The 16,297-nt window shown below is 68.1% G+C and carries 15 protein-coding genes; 8 read left to right on the forward strand and 7 right to left on the reverse strand.

Annotation, left to right across the window (positions count from 1 at the left end; genetic code table 11):
- Window positions 1-24 precede the first annotated feature (24 nt).
- The 3 genes from ACX80J_RS05735 to ACX80J_RS05745 form a co-directional block, all read right to left on the reverse strand.
- Window positions 25-1,011 carry an ATP-binding cassette domain-containing protein gene (locus ACX80J_RS05735; protein WP_459344100.1) on the reverse strand — a complete coding sequence of 329 codons (987 nt, stop codon included), beginning with the start codon at window positions 1,009-1,011 and terminating at the stop codon, window positions 25-27.
- 32 nt (window positions 1,012-1,043) lie between these two features.
- The gene (locus ACX80J_RS05740; RefSeq protein ID WP_459344331.1) at window positions 1,044-2,234 is read right to left on the reverse strand and encodes an MFS transporter; all 1,191 of its coding nucleotides are present in this window, start codon (window positions 2,232-2,234) and stop codon (window positions 1,044-1,046) included.
- A gap of 102 nt (window positions 2,235-2,336) precedes the next feature.
- On the reverse strand, window positions 2,337-2,939 hold the full coding sequence (locus ACX80J_RS05745) for a HutD/Ves family protein (protein ID WP_459347146.1): 603 nt from the start codon (window positions 2,937-2,939) through the stop codon (window positions 2,337-2,339).
- 110 nt (window positions 2,940-3,049) lie between these two features.
- Here ACX80J_RS05745 and glnT point away from each other — a divergent pair, with 110 nt between their 5' ends.
- From glnT to ACX80J_RS05780, 7 genes are read left to right on the forward strand one after another with little or no spacing between them, the layout of a single operon-like run.
- A complete protein-coding gene (gene glnT, locus ACX80J_RS05750; RefSeq protein WP_459344102.1) occupies window positions 3,050-4,423 on the forward strand; it encodes a type III glutamate--ammonia ligase in 1,374 nt (457 codons plus the stop codon).
- 43 nt (window positions 4,424-4,466) lie between these two features.
- Window positions 4,467-5,375: a class II glutamine amidotransferase domain-containing protein gene (locus tag ACX80J_RS05755; RefSeq protein WP_459344103.1), complete on the forward strand. Its 909-nt coding sequence runs from the start codon at window positions 4,467-4,469 to the stop codon at window positions 5,373-5,375.
- Window positions 5,363-6,085 (forward strand): GltB/FmdC/FwdC-like GXGXG domain-containing protein, encoded by a 723-nt coding sequence (locus ACX80J_RS05760; RefSeq protein ID WP_459344104.1) that lies wholly within the window; start codon window positions 5,363-5,365, stop codon window positions 6,083-6,085. The genes ACX80J_RS05755 and ACX80J_RS05760 overlap by 13 nt, the downstream gene beginning before the upstream one ends.
- 13 nt (window positions 6,086-6,098) lie before the next feature.
- Window positions 6,099-7,475, forward strand: a complete 1,377-nt coding sequence (locus ACX80J_RS05765) for an FMN-binding glutamate synthase family protein (RefSeq protein WP_459344105.1) — start codon at window positions 6,099-6,101, stop codon at window positions 7,473-7,475.
- A 9-nt stretch (window positions 7,476-7,484) separates the two neighbouring features.
- Entirely contained in the window at window positions 7,485-8,615 is a 1,131-nt protein-coding gene (locus ACX80J_RS05770; protein ID WP_459347147.1) for an FAD-dependent oxidoreductase, read from the forward strand.
- The gene (locus ACX80J_RS05775; protein WP_459347148.1) at window positions 8,602-9,891 is read left to right on the forward strand and encodes an allantoate amidohydrolase; all 1,290 of its coding nucleotides are present in this window, start codon (window positions 8,602-8,604) and stop codon (window positions 9,889-9,891) included. Before ACX80J_RS05770 ends, ACX80J_RS05775 begins: the two co-directional genes overlap by 14 nt.
- 49 nt (window positions 9,892-9,940) lie before the next feature.
- Window positions 9,941-10,528, forward strand: coding sequence for a helix-turn-helix domain-containing protein (locus ACX80J_RS05780; RefSeq protein WP_459344108.1), 588 nt, complete (start codon window positions 9,941-9,943; stop codon window positions 10,526-10,528).
- Between the two features lie 91 nt (window positions 10,529-10,619).
- On the opposite strand, the gene ACX80J_RS05785 is transcribed toward ACX80J_RS05780, so the two are convergent.
- The 4 genes from ACX80J_RS05785 to ACX80J_RS05800 form a co-directional block, all read right to left on the reverse strand.
- Window positions 10,620-11,132: a riboflavin kinase gene (locus ACX80J_RS05785; protein ID WP_459344109.1), complete on the reverse strand. Its 513-nt coding sequence runs from the start codon at window positions 11,130-11,132 to the stop codon at window positions 10,620-10,622.
- 65 nt (window positions 11,133-11,197) lie between these two features.
- Entirely contained in the window at window positions 11,198-12,703 is a 1,506-nt protein-coding gene (locus ACX80J_RS05790) for an NAD-dependent succinate-semialdehyde dehydrogenase (RefSeq protein WP_459344110.1), read from the reverse strand.
- Window positions 12,704-12,819: 116 nt separating this feature from the next.
- On the reverse strand, window positions 12,820-14,349 hold the full coding sequence (locus tag ACX80J_RS05795; RefSeq protein ID WP_459347149.1) for a BCCT family transporter: 1,530 nt from the start codon (window positions 14,347-14,349) through the stop codon (window positions 12,820-12,822).
- 126 nt (window positions 14,350-14,475) lie between these two features.
- Window positions 14,476-15,420 (reverse strand): flavin reductase, encoded by a 945-nt coding sequence (locus ACX80J_RS05800; RefSeq protein WP_459344112.1) that lies wholly within the window; start codon window positions 15,418-15,420, stop codon window positions 14,476-14,478.
- Window positions 15,421-15,561: 141 nt separating this feature from the next.
- Between ACX80J_RS05800 and ACX80J_RS05805 the strand changes: the two genes are divergently transcribed.
- Window positions 15,562-16,257 (forward strand): GntR family transcriptional regulator, encoded by a 696-nt coding sequence (locus ACX80J_RS05805; RefSeq protein ID WP_459347150.1) that lies wholly within the window; start codon window positions 15,562-15,564, stop codon window positions 16,255-16,257.
- The last annotated feature ends 40 nt before the right edge of the window (window positions 16,258-16,297 follow it).

Raw genomic sequence — 16,297 nt, forward strand, 5'->3', positions numbered from 1 at the left:
GCCTGCCTTCCGGCGCCAGGATGCTCATGCTGCGACCTCCTTCGTTGCTTTGTCTTCGGTCTCCTCGGCGTGGCGGCCCGTGAGCGTGAGGAAGACGTCGTCGAGGCTCGGGCGCCGCATGCCGGCGTCGTGCAGTGCGATGCCGCGCTCGCCGAGCTCCGACAGGATGTACTGGAGGGCGCGCGGCCCGTCCGTGACCGCTACCTCCACGGTGCGTCCGTCGTCGCCGATCCCCGGCTCACCGTCGCCGTGCCGCCCGAGGATCTCACGGGCTGCAGGGGCGTCCGCGGCGTCGACGAGGGACACCACCACGCGGTGTCCGCCGATCTGCGCCTTCAGCTGATCCGCTGTTCCCTCGGCGATGGTCCTGCCGCCGTCGATCACCGCGATGTCGTCGGAGAGCTGGTCCGCTTCCTCGAGGTACTGCGTGGTCAGGAGCAGCGTGGTGCCGGCGTCGACCAGGTCCTTGATGATGCCCCACAGGGCGAGGCGGCTCCGGGGGTCCAGGCCCGTGGTCGGCTCGTCCAGGAACAGGATCTTCGGGTTGATCACCAGCGCCCCGGCGAGGTCGATGCGGCGCCGCATACCCCCGGAGAACCCTTTGACGGGGCGGTTGCCTGCCTCCGTCAGGTCGAACTGGTCGATGAGCTCCTGCGCCCGGCGCTTCGATTCCCGGGCGCCCAGGTGGTAGAGCCTCCCCACCATCTCGAGGTTCTCGAGGCCGGTGAGACCTTCATCGACCGCCGCGTACTGCCCGGAGACGCCGATGATGCGGCGGGCTGCCTTGGGGTTCCTCAGGACGTCGATGCCGTCGATGTGCGCGGTACCCGCCGTCGGTTGGATGAGGGTGGTCAGGATCTTCACCACGGTGGTCTTGCCTGCACCGTTCGGGCCCAGCAGGGCCTTGACTGTTCCCTGGGGAACGGAAAGATTCATGCCGTCGAGAGCGTGGACGGGCCCGCTCTTCGACGAATAGGTCTTCTTCAGACCTTCTGCCTCGATGATCGCCATGCAGAAAGGGTAGGACCGCCGGTCCGGGTCTCCTAGGCGCTTCGGTCAGAACCTGTCCGCAATGGTTCGGGGGCCTCCTTCGCCCGCTCCCGGGCGGCCGGAGCGACCACGAAGGATGCGAGGACGGCGACTCCGACCGCGAGCAGCGCTGTCCGGATACCCACGAGGTCGCCGAGGAAACCGATGAGGGGCGGACCCGCGAGGAAGGCGGTGTACCCGATGGTGGAGACCACCGAGACGCGGGCGGCGGCACGATCGGGCTCATCCGCGGCGGCGGACATCCCCATGGGGAATCCGAGGGCTGCGCCCGCTCCCCAGAGGATCGCGCCGACGGCGGCGAGCGGCACGTTCGGTGCCACGACGAAGACCACGAGCCCCACGAGCGAGGACCCGAGGCTGGCCTGCAGGACGCGGACGCGGCCGAAACGGTCGATGAGGCCCCCGCCCACGAAGCGCAGCGCCGTCATCGCGGCGACGAAGACCGCGAACATGACCGCACCGGTACTCTCCGTGGTGCCCAGGCCGTCGACGCTGGCCTTCGCTACCCAGTCGTTCGCTGCGCCCTCGGTCAGGGCTGCGCCGAGCACCACGAGGCCGATCAGCAGGGTGCGGGGCTCACCCCATGCACCGATGCCCTTGGTGCGGGTTCCGCCCGTCTGCGCCCCGACGAGGTGCTCCTCTCCCCGTGGGAGGAAGTAGCGAGGTATCCACAGCGAAACGACGAGGCTGAGCACTGCGACGGCGACCAGATGGACCGGCAGGCCCACGTCCATCGCCGACAGTCCCGCCCCGACGAGTGCGCCCACGAAGGCCCCTCCGCTGAACGCGGCGTGGAAGCGCGGCATGATCGTCCGCCCTACCCGGTGCTCGACGTGGGCTCCCTCGATGTTCTGCGCCACATCCCACAGGGCGATCCCGCACCCGAAGAGGAACAGTCCGACGGCGACCACGGGCACCGAACCGTTCACCAGGCCCAGCGCGACGGCGCTCGCAGCCAACGCAGCGGCCGTCCCGCCCAGACGGACCGTGTTGGCCGTGCCGAAACGGGCGGCGACGATGCCTGCGAGGGGAAGGGACAGCATCGATCCGATAGCACCCACGAGCAGGAGTGTCCCCATCTGGCCCGAGCCCAACCCCAGGGTGGCCGCTGCAGCGGGGATACGGGCCGCCCAGCTGGCGAAGACGAGGCCGTTGAGCGCGAAGATGGCATAGGCGGCGAACATGGCGGCTCGGACGGCGGGTTTCACTCTGCAACCGTAGGCGGAGGTCGCCGTGCGCCACAAACGGCCGCGGCGCAGCCCCGGCAGGGAGCTCCACCGGAGCGGTCAGGTCCGCGGACGGAACCGGACATGGACGGCAGCGAGCAGCGCGTCCTCGCAGGAGAGCTCCTCCTCGTCGGAGCCCGGAATCAACACCTGCAAGGGCCGTAGCGTCCCGTCCCCGCCCAGCCGCACGGTCCCCGCCAGCACGACCACGGCCGTGGGCCCGCCGGTCCCGCCGACCCGCAATGTGCCGCTGGCCCGCTGCACCTCGACGGCTCCCTCGCACACCGCACGCCGGGTCATCAGGTTGAGGTTCCGGGTAGGCCCCTCCAACACCTCGACGCGGACGTCGGCCTCGCCCGGGAACACTGCGAGCGCGCCCAGCTCCAGGTCTCGGCTCTCCCCGTCGATGGACATCCGCAGCAGTCCTCCGGAGCCCATCACGAAGGTCCGATCCACTCCCGGCAGAGAGGAGAACGCCCCGTCCTGTACGACCTCGGCGACGCTCAGACGCCAGTCGAAGCCGGAGTAGCCGGAGCCCGGAGGCGCCTTGAGAACCTCGTAGGTCACGCCGCCACCGTTCGCCCAGCGGGTGCCCCCGAGCAGGAGTGGGTCGACGATCCTGCGGCGACCCGCGCCGGTCGACTCTCCCGATTCCATTTCCATCCCGCCCACTCCCAGTTTTTACGCTCGTGAAACACACCGGCAACATCGTCCTGACTACTGTAGTTCAACACCGTTTCACAGTATGCAACGCTGATCGACAGGATAGTTCGATGACAAGTCTTGCGGCACCCGAGCCCTCAACGGTCCCCGACACCCAGCTCGGGACCCGGCGTATCACCCTCGCCGACATCGCGAGGGCCCACGACGTGCGCTTCCTGCTGGCGACCTTCGTGGACATGACTGGCAAGCCCTGCGCCAAGCTCGTCCCCATCGAGGCCGCCGGCGAGCTGGAGGCCGGGGCGATGGGCTTCGCCGGCTACGCCGCGGGCCTCATCGGCCAGAAGCCGCAGGACCCGGACCTCATCGCGGTCCCGGACCTGGCCTCCTTCACCCCGGTCCCGTTCATCAAGAAGGGCCTCGCCATCATCCACTGCGACCCGCACGTCGACGGCAAGCCCTGGCCCTACGCGCCACGGGTCATCCTCCAGAACATCCTGGCCCGTCTCGCCAACCAGGGGATGCAGGCGAAGATCGGCGCGGAGGTCGAGTACTTCCTCGTCGCGAAGAACCCGGACGGCAGCCTCAGCACCGCCGATCCCCTCGACGATGCGCCCCGGCCCTGCTACGACGCCCGCGGCGTCACCCGCATGTACGACCACCTGACCTCGATCTCCGAGGCCATGAACAGCCTGGGGTGGGGCAACTACGCGAACGACCACGAGGACGCGGCCGGCCAGTTCGAACAGAACTTCAACTACGCGGACGCCCTGACGACGGCGGACCGCGTCATCTCCCTGCGGTACATCCTGAACATCCTGGCCGAGCAGCGCGGGATGACGGCAACGTTCATGCCGAAGCCGTTCACCGACCGCACCGGGACCGGCCTGCACTTCCATCTCTCACTCTGGTCCGGCGCCGACGCACTGTTCCCCGGAGAGGATGACGACCGTGGCCTCGGACTGTCGGAGCTCGCCTACTCCTTCATCGGCGGCGTCCTGGACCACGCGCCGGCCCTGCAGGCCTTCCTGGCACCCACGGTCAACTCCTACAAGCGCACCGGGGCCACCACCAGCTCCTCCGGCGCCACCTGGTCTCCCCGGAAGGCGTCCTTCGGCGGCAACGATCGCACCCACATGATCCGGGTACCGGACAACAGGCGGATCGAACTGCGCTCCGGCGATGGGTCGGCGAATCCCTACCTGGCAATCGCCACCGCCATCGCAGCGGGGCTCGACGGCGTGGAGAAGTCGGCCGATCCCGGTCTGCCATCAGGGCCGGGAGAGTCCAAGCCGGACGCGCACCTCCTGCCGGCCACCCTGCTCCATGCCGTCGAGGCGCTCCGGAAGGATCCGGTGATCCTCTCGAGCCTCAGCGGCGACCAGGAGATCGGCGACTACTACGCGGACGCCAAGGAGGAGGAATTCCTCCAGTGGCACAACCAGGTGAGCGACTGGGAGATCCGCACCTACCTGACCTCGATCTGACACCCCGCCCGGAACACGCCACTCTCTCGAAAAGGACCCCCTTATGTGCGGAATCGCCGCGCTGCAGCTGCGCAACCCCTCGCTGCATCCCTCCATGGGCAGAATGCTGTCCTCGATGCTGTGCCAGATCGTGGACCGGGGACCGGATTCCGCCGGCCTTGCCGTCTACGACACCCCGGACCTCGTCGCGAGGGGCCGGTCCACCCTGAGCCTCCTAGGCCGGGACCACGGCCTGGCACCCGCAGAGCTCACGGCGGAGATCGCCGGCATGCTCCCGCTCGACGCCGCAGCAACCGTGCAGGTGGTGGGTGACACCACCCTGGTGAGCGCCGCCGTCGACACGGACCTCCTGGTGAAAGCCGTCCACGAGGTACTGCCGGCCTCCACCATGATCGGCCGGGGACAGCACGTGGCCGTCATGAAAGGCGTGGGCCACCCGATGGAGATCGCGGCCGACCACGGACTCGACGCGATGGCAGGCAGCCAGGGGCTCTCCCACACCCGGATGGCCACCGAGTCCGCCGTCACGGCGGGCGGCTCGCACCCCTTCTCCGTGGCGGACGACCTGTGCCTGGTCCACAACGGCTCCTTCTCCAACCATGCGACGGTCCGGCGTGAGCTCAAGCGCGAGGGCGCAGTGTTCGATTCGGAGAACGATACCGAGGTCGGCGCCCGGTACATCGCGTCCCGGTTGAAGCAGGGCGACACCCTGGAGGAGTCCCTGGTCAACCTCGGCAAGGTCCTCGACGGGTTCTACACCCTGGTGGTCACCACAGCGGACAGCATGGCCGTGGTGCGTGATCCCATCGCCTGCAAGCCGGCCATTATCGCCGAGACCGACGACTACGTGGCCATGGCCTCCGAATACCGCGCCCTGGCCGCCCTGCCCGGCATCGAGAGCGCCCGCATCTTCGAACCCGAACCCGGAAAGGTCTACACATGGTCACTCTGACAACGCCCGAGGTCGACATGTCCCCCGCCGCTGCAGGCATCGGAGTCGACCTCGACGAGAGCCCCGTCCGCGAGCTGAACCAGGCGCTCCACGACGCCGTCGACGGCCAGTCCTGGACCGTCACCAGCCCCGGGGGGAAGCACAGCCTCGCCGTCGGGATCAACGCGGACGTCGACGTCACCATCGAGGGCCACGCCGGCTACTACGCCGCCGGGATGCACCAGAAGGGAAGCGTGACCATCAACGGGAACGCCGGTGTCGGCCTGGCCGAGAACATCATGTCGGGCACGGTCCATGTGACGGGTGATGCCTCCCAGTCGGCCGCTGCGACCGGACACGGTGGCCTGGTGGTCATCGACGGCAATGCCGGCGCCCGCTGCGGCATCTCCATGAAGGGCGTGGACATCGTGGTCGGCGGGAACATCGGCCACATGTCCGCGTTCATGGCGCAGGCCGGCCGGCTGGTGGTCTGTGGCGACGCGGGCGACGCCCTGGGCGACTCCATCTACGAGGCGCGCCTCTACGTCCGCGGCTCGGTGGCCTCGCTCGGCTCGGACTGCGTCGAGAAGCCGATGGCCGCGGAACACCTCGAGGAACTGGGGAGCCTGCTGGCGGCTGCCGGGCGGACCGAGGACCCCGCCGAATTCCGCCGCTACGGCTCGGCCCGGAACCTCTACCACTTCCACGTCGACAACTCGACGTCGTACTGACAAGGATGCTTTGATGACCATCACCTCCGCCCCCCAAAGCCTTCCCGCACAGGTACCCCCGCAGGTTCCCGTCCAGGACATTGCCGAGCTCGGGCTGCGCGAATCGGCCACCTTCGATCGCGCCACCATCGCCGACATCCAGCGCGCCGCTGCGACCGGGGTCTACGACATCCGCGGGTGGGGCGCCAAGCGCAAGGTCCCGCACTTCGACGACCTGCTCTTCCTCGGTGCGTCCATGTCGCGCTACCCCCTGGAGGGCTACCGCGAAAAGTGCGACACCGACGTCGTCCTCGGCGACCGGCACGCCAGTAGGCCCCTGCACCTGCAGACCCCGGTGACCATCGCCGGCATGAGCTTCGGCGCACTGTCCGCCAACGCCAAGGAGGCACTCGGCCGCGGGGCGAGCGAGGTGGGCACCTCGACCACCACGGGCGACGGCGGCATGACGCCGGAAGAGCGCGGCCAGTCCAAGCACCTGGTCTACCAGTACCTGCCGTCCCGGTACGGCATGAACCCGGACGACCTGCGCAAGGCCGACGCCATCGAGATCGTGCTGGGCCAGGGCGCCAAGCCCGGCGGTGGCGGGATGCTGCTGGGCCAGAAGATCACCGAGCGCGTGGCCGGGATGCGGACGCTGCCCGTCGGCATCGACCAGCGGTCGGCCAGCCGCCACCCGGACTGGACCGGACCGGACGACCTGGAGATCAAGATCGGTGAGCTGCGTGAGATCACCGACTGGAAGACACCCATCTACGTCAAGATCGGCGCCTCGCGCCCGTACTACGACACGGCGCTCGCCGTGAAGTCCGGCGCCGACGTCGTGGTGGTCGACGGCATGCAGGGAGGCACCGCGGCGACGCAGCAGGTCTTCATCGAGAACGTGGGCATCCCCACCCTCGCCGCCATTCCCCAGGCAGTCCAGGCCCTGCAGGAACTGGGCGTCCACCGGAAGGTCCAGCTCATCGTCTCCGGTGGCATCCGCACCGGCGCGGACGTCGCCAAGGCGATGGCCCTGGGCGCCGACGCCGTCGCGATCGGCACGGCGGCACTCATCGCCCTGGGGGACAACGATCCCCGCTATGCCGCCGAGTACTCCGCTCTGGGGTCTGCCGCCGGCTTCTACGACGACTTCCAGGACGGCCGTGACCCCGCCGGCATCACCACCCAGGACCCGGACCTCGCCTCACGGCTCGACCCGGTGGCCGCCGGCTGCCGCCTGGCCAACTACCTCCGCGTCCTCACCATGGAGGCCCAGACCATCGCACGGGCCTGCGGGAAGTCGCACCTGCACAACCTGGAACCGGAGGACCTCGTGGCCCTCACGATCGAGGCCTCGGCCATGGCACGGGTTCCCCTGGCAGGGACCAGCTGGATTCCCGGTGCAGGCTAGGGTTCCTCCATGACTGATTCTTCTGACTTCGTCGTGGTCGGCGCCGGGCTGGCCGGTGCCGCCACCGCCTGGCAGCTCGCCGCGCGCGGCCACTCGGTGACCATCCTGGAACGCGACGTTCCGGCAACCTCCCGTGGCAGTTCGCACGGCTCGGCGCGCATCTTCCGCTACGCCTATCCGGATCCCTTCTACACGCGGGCGGTCGTGGAGTCGAAGACCCTCTGGGACGAACTCGAGCGCGTAAGCGGGAAGCAGCTCATCACCCCGACCGGCGCCGTGGACTACGGCTCCGGGCGGCACCCCGAGCAGCTGGCGGGGATCCTCGCCGGGGCCGGCGTCGACCACGAACTCCTCAGCGCCGGCGAGGCCCGGTCCCGCTGGCCCTCCATCGCCTTCGACACCCCTGTCCTGTGGCACCCGGGAGCGGGGGTGATGGACGCGGAGACCTCGGTCACCGCGATGGTGGACCTGGCCGTGGAACACGGCGCGGACCTGCGGACCGGCTGGACCGTCACCGGAGTGGAACGGGAGGGCCACGCCTACCGTGTCCTGTCCGACACGGGCATGTCGGTCGTGGCAGGGAACGTCGTCGTCGCCGCCGGCGGCTGGCTCCCGGACCTGCTGGGGAGCCTCCCGCTGCCGGCGGGGTTCCTCGCCGACCTCCCGGAGATCGCCGTGCGGCAGGAACAGGCCTTCCACTTCCGGTACCGCGACGACGGCCCCTGGCCGACCTTCATCCACAAGGCCGCGGACATGCAGGTCTACGGGCTGCCCGGCGGGCGGGACGCGGGGTTCTCGGGCCAGAAGGTCGCCGAATTCAACGGGGGCAAGGTTCTCCCGTCCGCGGCACGGCAGGACGGCGTCGTCGATCCTGCCAACCGGCTCCGGGTCGTGGAGTACGTGCGGCGGTACCTGCCGGGCCTGGACCCCGAGCCCTACGCGGAGACGACCTGCCTCTTCACCAACACCCCCGACGAGGACTTCATCATCGACCGGGTGGACGGACTGACGGTCCTCTCCCCCTGCTCCGGACACGGCGCGAAATTCGCACCACTCATCGGGCAGTGGGCAGCCGACCTGGCCACGGGTGCGTGCAGCATCCCGACGCTCTTCCGGCCCACCCTGCATGTCAGCAGCTGATACCTGCTGCCCCACCACGAGAATCGGGACCACCATCGTGCCCTTCGCCACTTCTTCGACCACCCCTGCCACCGTCACCGGACTGCTGCACAGCATCACCACCGTGGGCCGGGACAGGGTGCGCGGAGGGTTCTCCCGACCCGTCTTCTCCGCGGCGGAGATGGATCTGAGGTCCTGGTTCATCGAGCAGGCGGAAGCGCGGGGTCTCGAGGTGAGCACCGATTCCAACGGGATCATCTGGGCCTGGTGGGACACGGCGTCGGGCCTCAGGGAGGACGCCGTCGTCACCGGCAGTCACCTCGACTCGGTGCCCGGTGGCGGGGAGTACGACGGACCCCTCGGGGTGGCATCCGCCCTGGTTGCCGTCGACATCCTCAGGGCCCGGGAACTCGAGCCGCGGCGACCCCTGGTCATAGCGGTCTTCCCGGAAGAGGAAGGCTCCCGGTTCGGTATCGCCTGCCTCGGCTCCCGCCTACTCACCGGTGCCATCGACGCGGACAAGGCCCGGCAGCTCCGGGACCGGGACGGCACCACGTACGCCGACGCCGCCAGGGCCAACGGGCAGGATCCCACGCGAATCGGCGCCGACGACGGGATCCTCGGGCAGCTGGGGGTCTTCGTGGAACTCCACGTGGAGCAGGGGCGCGGGCTGATCGACCTCGACCGGCCGGTCGCCATCGGGTCGTCGATCCTGGGGCACGGCCGCTGGAAGCTCAGCATCAGTGGCCAGGGCAACCATGCCGGCACCACGCTGATGACCGACCGCCGGGACCCGATGGTCGCGGCGGCGAAGATGATCATCGGCATCCAGGAGACCGCGAAGTCCCACAGTGACGCCCGCGCGACCGTGGGGCGGGTGGAGCCGGTCCCCGGTGGAACCAACGTCATCGCCTCCCGGGTGGACCTCTGGATCGACGTGCGCCACCCCGACGACGCGGTGACCGCCGCCGTCGTCGAGGCCATCCAGGCCCGCGCCGTCGTCCAGGCAGCCGAGGAGGGCTGCACCGCCCTCCTGACCCTGGAATCCCTCAGCCCCACCGTGCAGTTCGACGGCGGGCTGAGGGACCGCCTCCGGACGCTGCTCCCCACGGCGCCCGTCCTGCACACCGGAGCCGGACACGATGCCGGGATCCTCGGCACGCACCTCCCCACGGCCATGCTGTTCGTCCGGAACCCCACCGGCATCTCCCACTCGCCCGAAGAAGCGGTCGACGACGCCGATGCAGAAGCAGGCGCCGTCGCACTGGCCGACGCGCTCGCCGGGCTGCTCTCCTGAGACCCCCGATGAGCCGGATCCTTTCACGGGTCTCTCTAGGATGGCCTGTATGAGTGAACAAGCCCGGGACGACGTCGGCGGCACGATCGAGCAGGTCATCGGCACGCAGGTGAGGCACTACCGGACGGCCCAGAATCTCTCCTCCGCGGAACTCGCCGCCCGCACCGGACTGTCCAAGGGCATGATCTCGAAGATCGAGACGGCGAGCACCTCCTGCTCACTGACGACGCTGCAGCGACTGGCGGACGGCCTGACCATCCCTGTCACAGCCCTCTTCCGCGGAGCGGACACCGATCGGGATGCCACCTTCACCAAGAGCGGCGAAGGCAGCGTCACCGTCCGCAGCGGCACGCAGCACGGACACGAGTACCGCGTCCTGGGAACCCTCAAGGGACGGCCCGGCGCGTTGGAGCCGACCCTCGTCACACTCTCCAATGCCTCCGACGTCTTCCCCCTGTTCCAGCATCCCGGAACGGAGTTCATCTACATGCTCTCCGGCCGGATGGTCTACGGACACGGACGGTACGAGTATGCGATGGAGGCCGGGGACTCCCTCCTCCTCGACGGGGAAGGACCCCATGGGCCGCTCGAACTGCTCGAACTACCCATCCGGTTCCTGGCCGTCGCAGCCCCGTGAGCGAGTCCCGGCGCCGGGTCGGGACCCCTGCGACGGGTGGTCGGCCATCTGCCGCAACGATTCCGGGGACGGGTACCGATGGCGGAGGTGTTCACGCCGGGAGGTCCGCCCATGACGCGGCCCGGGTGTAGCTGAGGACTCCCGGAGGGCAGGCGGGGGCTGCCTGCGAGACCCGCTCCCGCTGCCGTGCCCAGGCTTCCACGTCCGCTATGTCCCGGTGGAGCTGTTCCACGAGGTGCGTGGAGCTCTCGAAGCCCCACTGTGGGCGCAGGCGATGCAGAAAGCTCACCCTGACCCGCCGACCGTAGATCTGGTCATCGAAGTCGAGGAGAAAGGCCTCGATCAGCCGCACTCCGTCCTCCGCGTAGTACGTGGGCCGGCTGCCGAGGGAGATGGCCGCGGTGAACTCGGGTCCGTCGTCCTGCGGATCGAGCTGCACCGTCCCTGCCCACACACCGTCCTCGACCGTGACGGTGTCGCCGGGGATGTTGGCAGTAGGGAATCCGAGAAGCCGGCCCCGCTTGTCTCCGTGGGTGACGACTCCTTCGACGACACGATCGTCAGGACGGACCAGGGATCGGCTTCCGGTGCTCGGTGACTGCATCTTCTGTACTTTCCTCCAGAACTAGGACGGGGACACTGCGAGGGGATTCTGCTGGTGAAGGCGTCCTAGGCCCACGGGCTCTCCATCCCGATGTACTGGGTGGTGGTGTACTCGGCGATCCCTTCGGCGCCACCCTCACGACCGATCCCGGACTGCTTCACCCCGCCGAAGGGCGCGGCCGCGTTGGAGATGACTCCGACGTTCAGGCCCATGAGGCCGAACTCGATGCGCTCGCCGACACGCAGTGCTCGGGGAATGTCCTCGGTGAAGACGTAGGAGGCGAGCCCGTACTCCGTCGAATTGGCGAGCTCGACGGCGTCATCCTCGTCGACGAAGGTCACCACGGGTGCGACCGGTCCGAAGATCTCCTCCCGTACGACCCGCGCGTCCCGGGGGACATTCGTCAGGAGCGTGGGCTGGAAGAAGTAGCCCGGGCCGTCGATGCGCGAACCGCCGACCACGACGTCCGCACCGCGCGCGACGGCGTCGTTCACGAGTGCCTCGACGGAGTCCCGGGCCTTGGCCTCCACGAGAGGTCCCACGTCCACGCCGTCGTCGACCCCGTTGCCCACGGTGAGCGCCGCCATCTTCCCGGCGAGTCTGGACACGAATTCGTCGGCGATGGATTCGTGGACCAGAAGGCGGTTGGCCGCGGTGCAGGCTTCGCCCATGTTGCGCATCTTGGCTGCCATGGCGCCGGTGACGGCCTTGTCGATGTCCGCGTCCTCGAAGACGATGAGGGGGCCGTTGCCGCCCAGTTCCATCGAGGTGCGCAGGACGTTGTCCGTCGCGAGCTTCATGAGCTGTTTGCCGACGGGCGTAGAGCCGGTGAAGGACACCTTCCGCAGGCGCGGATCGGCGAGGATCGGTTCGGAGACGGACGCTGCGGATGCCGAGGACACCACGTTGAGAACCCCGGCGGGGAGGCCGGCGTCGATCATGATCTGTGCGAAGTACTGCGAGGTGAGGGGCGTGAGGCGTGCAGGCTTGAGCACCATGGTGCAGCCTGCGGCGACGGCGGGAGCGATCTTGCGGGTGGCCATGGCCAGGGGGAAGTTCCAGGGGGTGATGAGCAGGCATGGACCGACCGGTTTGCGCGAGACGAGCATGCGCAGGGTGCCCTCGGGTGCCTCGGAGTAGCGCCCGTAGTCGCGTACGGCCTCCTCGGAGAACCAGCGAAGGAACTCGCCGCCGTATCTCACCTCGCCGAGAGCTTCGCTCTCGGGCTTGCCCATCTCAAGGGTCATCAGCAGCGCCAGGTCGTCGGCGCGGTCCTGCACCAGGTCGAAGGCCCGGCGCAGGATGTCCGACCGGGATCGGGAGGACGTTCGCGCCCAGGCTGCCTGGGCGGCCGCGGCAGCATCCATCGCCGCCTCTGCGTCCTTCCGGGTGGCAGAGGCCAGAGTCGCTATCACCTCGCCGGTGGCGGGGTTCTCCACCGGGAAGGTGCCTCCGTCGGAGGCCTCCCGCCACCGTCCGTCGATGAGGAGCCCGGTGGGGGTCCTCGCCAGCACCTCGGCGATCCTCCTCTGGACCGTCGGGGTGTCCAGGACCAGATTGGTGTTGCTCATGTATCAGCCTCTTCGTTGGCGTGTTGCTCATCGGGGACGGGAAACGCCCGGTGATGCCGGGTCGGGGAGCCGGTGGCGGGGCAGGGCTCCGTGCGGCTCCTGCCCCGCCACCGATCTCAGCGCTGGTCCTCGGGGATGTCCCTCTGGCGGATGTCGTCGAGTCGGGCGTGGCGCAGCAGTTCGAACTCCGGGTCCTTGCGCAGCTCGAGGATCAGTGAGATGCCGAGGAGCGCGACGATGATGGTGAAGGGCAGGGCGGAGAGCATCGCGGCCTGCTGCAGGGCGGCGAGCCCGCCGGCTGCGAGGAGCACCACCGCGCACAGCCCGGTGAGGGTCCCCCACAGTGTGAGGACGGGCTTGGAAGGGGTCAGGGTGCCCCGGGACGACAGCATGCTCAGGACGTAGGTGTTCGCGTCCGCACCGGAGATGAAGAACAGTGCGACCAGCAGTACCGTGAGCACGGCCGTGATATTCGACAGCGGGAGCTGATCGAGCATCGTGAAGAAGGCGGAGTTGATGTTGGCGGTGGTCGCCTCGCCGATGCCGGCTCCGTCCATGTCCATCTTGATGGCCGCGCCGCCGAAGATGGTGAACCAGGCGAAGAACACCAGGCTGGGTACCAGCAGCACTCCGGCCACGAACTGCCGGACGGTGCGGCCCTTGGAGATCTTCGCGAGGAATACCCCGACGAAGGCGCCCCAGCTGAGCCACCAGGCCATCATGAAGTAGGTCCACCACTGCATCCACTGAAGGTCCTCCGGCGTGGAGGGAGTGGTCAGGCTGGTCGTGAAGAAGTCGCTGGCGTACTGGCCGATGGAGCGGAAGAACAGGTTGGAGATGAAGTTCGTCGGTCCCATCACGAAGACATAGACCGCCAGGAGGGCAGACAGGCCCATGGTGATCTCGCTGATGTACTTGATCCCCTTGTTCACCCCGGAGAGGGCCGAGAGGGTGAACAGGACGGTGATTACAGCGATGATGACGATCTGGACGGCCAGGTTGGTCGGCAGTCCGAGGATGCGGTTCAGGCCCTCGGCGATCTGCGAGGCGCCCAGACCGAGGGAGGTCGTGGTCCCGAACAGTGTGGCGATGATGGCGAAGATGTCGATGGCCTTCCCGAACCAGCCGTCGACGAGCTTGCCGAGCACGGGTCGGAGCATCGGTGAGACCAGTCCCGGGCGCCCCTTGCGGTGGGTCGAGTACCCGATCGCCAGCCCGAAGACCCCGAAGACAGCCCAGGCGTGCAGGCCCCAGTCGAAGAAGCTGTACTGCATGGCCAGCACGGCGGCGTTCATCGTCTCCGGTTCCGCCAGGGCATGGGGCGGTGCCATGAAGTGGGAGATGGGCTCGGCCACGCCGTAGCTCACCAGTCCGATGCCCATGACCGCCGAGAGGATCATCGCCAGCCAGGCCCACGTACTGTATTCCGGACGGGCGTCGTTGGAGCCCAGTCGGATGCTGCCGTACCGGCTGAAAGCCAGGTAGAGCAGCAGCCCGATGCTGAGCAGGGTCACGATCAGGTAGCTCCACCCGACGGAGCCGGCCGCCCAGTTGATGCTGGCCGTCATGACCGCGTTCAGGGAAGCCGGGGAGAGTGCGGCCCAGAGGACGAAAGCCGCGATGAGCGCGATCGCGACGACGAGCACCGCTCCCGGCTTCGCTCTCCGGGATGGGTGAGGCAGGGAAGAACGGGTTGAACGTGGTGGATTGATCTGCTGGACCACGGGTTTCTCCGGTTTCATTGGCGGGAGGTCGGGCTTACTCGGAGGGGATCAGAGCTGGGTGAGGTTGTCGCTGTCGTAGAAGCGCCCGGCCTTGTAGATGATCGGAGCTGTTTCGACGACTTCCGCGTGCCGGACCCGGCAGATGAAGACGGTGTGTGTCTTCGCCTGGAACCGTTCGCGGATCTCGGCCTCGAGCGAGGCCGGGGATCCGTCGATCAGTGGACTGCCGTTGGGTCCTTCATGCCAGTCCACCTCCGCGAATTTGTCGGTGGACTTGGAGGCGAACGTTGCGATGGTTTCCCGCTGTTCGGTGCCCAGGATGTTGATACCCAGATGGGTGGCCGCGAACAATGCCGGATACGTGGAGGAGGTCTTCTGGATGCACACCATGACCAGGGGTGGTTCCAGCGAGACGGAGGCGTAGGCGTTGACCGCGAGCCCCTTGGGGGCGCCCTGGTCCTGGGTGGTCACCACGGTGACGCCGGTGATGAACTGCCGGTTGAAGGTCTTCATGATCTGAGGGTCGGGCTCGCCCGAGAGGTCGTCGATCGTGACGTCCTCCCCCGTGGAGGGCGCATCACGGAGATGACGGACACCGAGGCTGTGCAGCAGTTCCGAGCCGTCCCAGGTGACTTCCTCCCGGGCGATCCTTCCGTCCACGAGGTTCAGGTGGTTGCACCCGCGGGTCTGCACCTGGCGGTTCGTCGCCGGCACCCCCAGGAAGGTCTCGGTGTGAGTGCCCGTGCTCGTCCAGAAGATCGCGGCCGTATCACCGTCGATGACGACCGAGTCGATGGTCGTCGTCAGGTCCGGGAAGCCGGAACGCGTCGCCTCGATCTCGTCCTGCAGATCGGATAGCGTCGCCTCGTTACCGCTGGAGCGGCTGACCCGGACGTAGTCCGGCGTGACGATCGAAGCCAGAGCGGCCACGTCCCCGCGGTCCCATGCAGCCTGCCAGGTGGAATGAAGAGTCTCTTCGAATGTCTGTTGCATGGTAGTAGACGTTAGCCACGTCACATAGCCGCGTCAATACAACGGCGCTACTCGTTATTAACCCTGGGTAAACAGCGTATTTCCCCGTGACCCACCCCTGCCACCTTGACGGGCCGAATCCCGAGCCTTAGCGTTTGTTGTATGCAACAGCTTCTGAATTCTGAGGAACCGGACACCAGCGTGGGCGAGGCTTCCCTGCTCGACCGTGTCCGTGAACTGGTCCTGGGTGGGACCTTCTCTCCGGGCGCACCACTCTCGGAGGTCTTTCTGGCGCAAGCATTCGACGTGAGCCGGACGCCCATCCGGGAGACGCTGAAGCAACTGCAGCACGAGGGACTCGTGGAGATCAGGCCCAAGGTCGGCACGTTCATACGGGAGCCCACCCGACGGGAGATCGTCGAGCTCTTCCAGTTGAAGGAGAGCCTGGAAGGCCTTGCCGCGGGCCTGCTGGCGCGCCGCGGCTCGGTGCGGGAGCTGGACGTGCTCGAGCGCAACATCGAGGAGTCCGACCGCGTAACGGAGGCACAGGACGCGACACGGTACGCACAACTCGTGCACGAGTTCCACCGCACCATCATCACCGGGTCGGAGAACTCGAAGCTGGTGGAGCACTATGACCGGCTCATGAACCAGCTGGCCTATCACCGGCTCGTGCTGCGCACGGCCGAACACCCCGGCCGGATTCGGGCTTCCACAGGCGAGCATCGAGTGGTGCTCGCCATGATCCGGGACAAGGACCATTTCGGAGCTGAGGCAGCCATGCGCAATCACGTCCACGCCTCGGCCCGCGAAGTCCTCACCGACGCCAGGACCTCCCCCAGTCCGCTTTCCTCCTAGACCGGACGCCAGGGCGTCCGTTGCCCCGGCAATGCTGCCC

The organism is Arthrobacter rhamnosi (assembly GCF_054510975.1).

Coding starts and splice junctions, on each gene's coding strand:
- ACX80J_RS05740 (WP_459344331.1), bottom strand. CDS start 2,234: ATGTTCGCCGCCTATGCCATCTTCGCGCTCAACGGCCTCGTCTTCGCC.
- ACX80J_RS05790 (WP_459344110.1), bottom strand. CDS start 12,703: ATGAGCAACACCAATCTGGTCCTGGACACCCCGACGGTCCAGAGGAGG.
- ACX80J_RS05780 (WP_459344108.1), top strand. CDS start 9,941: ATGAGTGAACAAGCCCGGGACGACGTCGGCGGCACGATCGAGCAGGTC.
- ACX80J_RS05760 (WP_459344104.1), top strand. CDS start 5,363: ATGGTCACTCTGACAACGCCCGAGGTCGACATGTCCCCCGCCGCTGCA.
- ACX80J_RS05735 (WP_459344100.1), bottom strand. CDS start 1,011: ATGGCGATCATCGAGGCAGAAGGTCTGAAGAAGACCTATTCGTCGAAG.
- ACX80J_RS05785 (WP_459344109.1), bottom strand. CDS start 11,132: ATGCAGTCACCGAGCACCGGAAGCCGATCCCTGGTCCGTCCTGACGAT.
- ACX80J_RS05765 (WP_459344105.1), top strand. CDS start 6,099: ATGACCATCACCTCCGCCCCCCAAAGCCTTCCCGCACAGGTACCCCCG.
- ACX80J_RS05805 (WP_459347150.1), top strand. CDS start 15,562: ATGCAACAGCTTCTGAATTCTGAGGAACCGGACACCAGCGTGGGCGAG.
- glnT (WP_459344102.1), top strand. CDS start 3,050: ATGACAAGTCTTGCGGCACCCGAGCCCTCAACGGTCCCCGACACCCAG.
- ACX80J_RS05745 (WP_459347146.1), bottom strand. CDS start 2,939: ATGGAAATGGAATCGGGAGAGTCGACCGGCGCGGGTCGCCGCAGGATC.
- ACX80J_RS05770 (WP_459347147.1), top strand. CDS start 7,485: ATGACTGATTCTTCTGACTTCGTCGTGGTCGGCGCCGGGCTGGCCGGT.
- ACX80J_RS05755 (WP_459344103.1), top strand. CDS start 4,467: ATGTGCGGAATCGCCGCGCTGCAGCTGCGCAACCCCTCGCTGCATCCC.
- ACX80J_RS05800 (WP_459344112.1), bottom strand. CDS start 15,420: ATGCAACAGACATTCGAAGAGACTCTTCATTCCACCTGGCAGGCTGCA.
- ACX80J_RS05775 (WP_459347148.1), top strand. CDS start 8,602: ATGTCAGCAGCTGATACCTGCTGCCCCACCACGAGAATCGGGACCACC.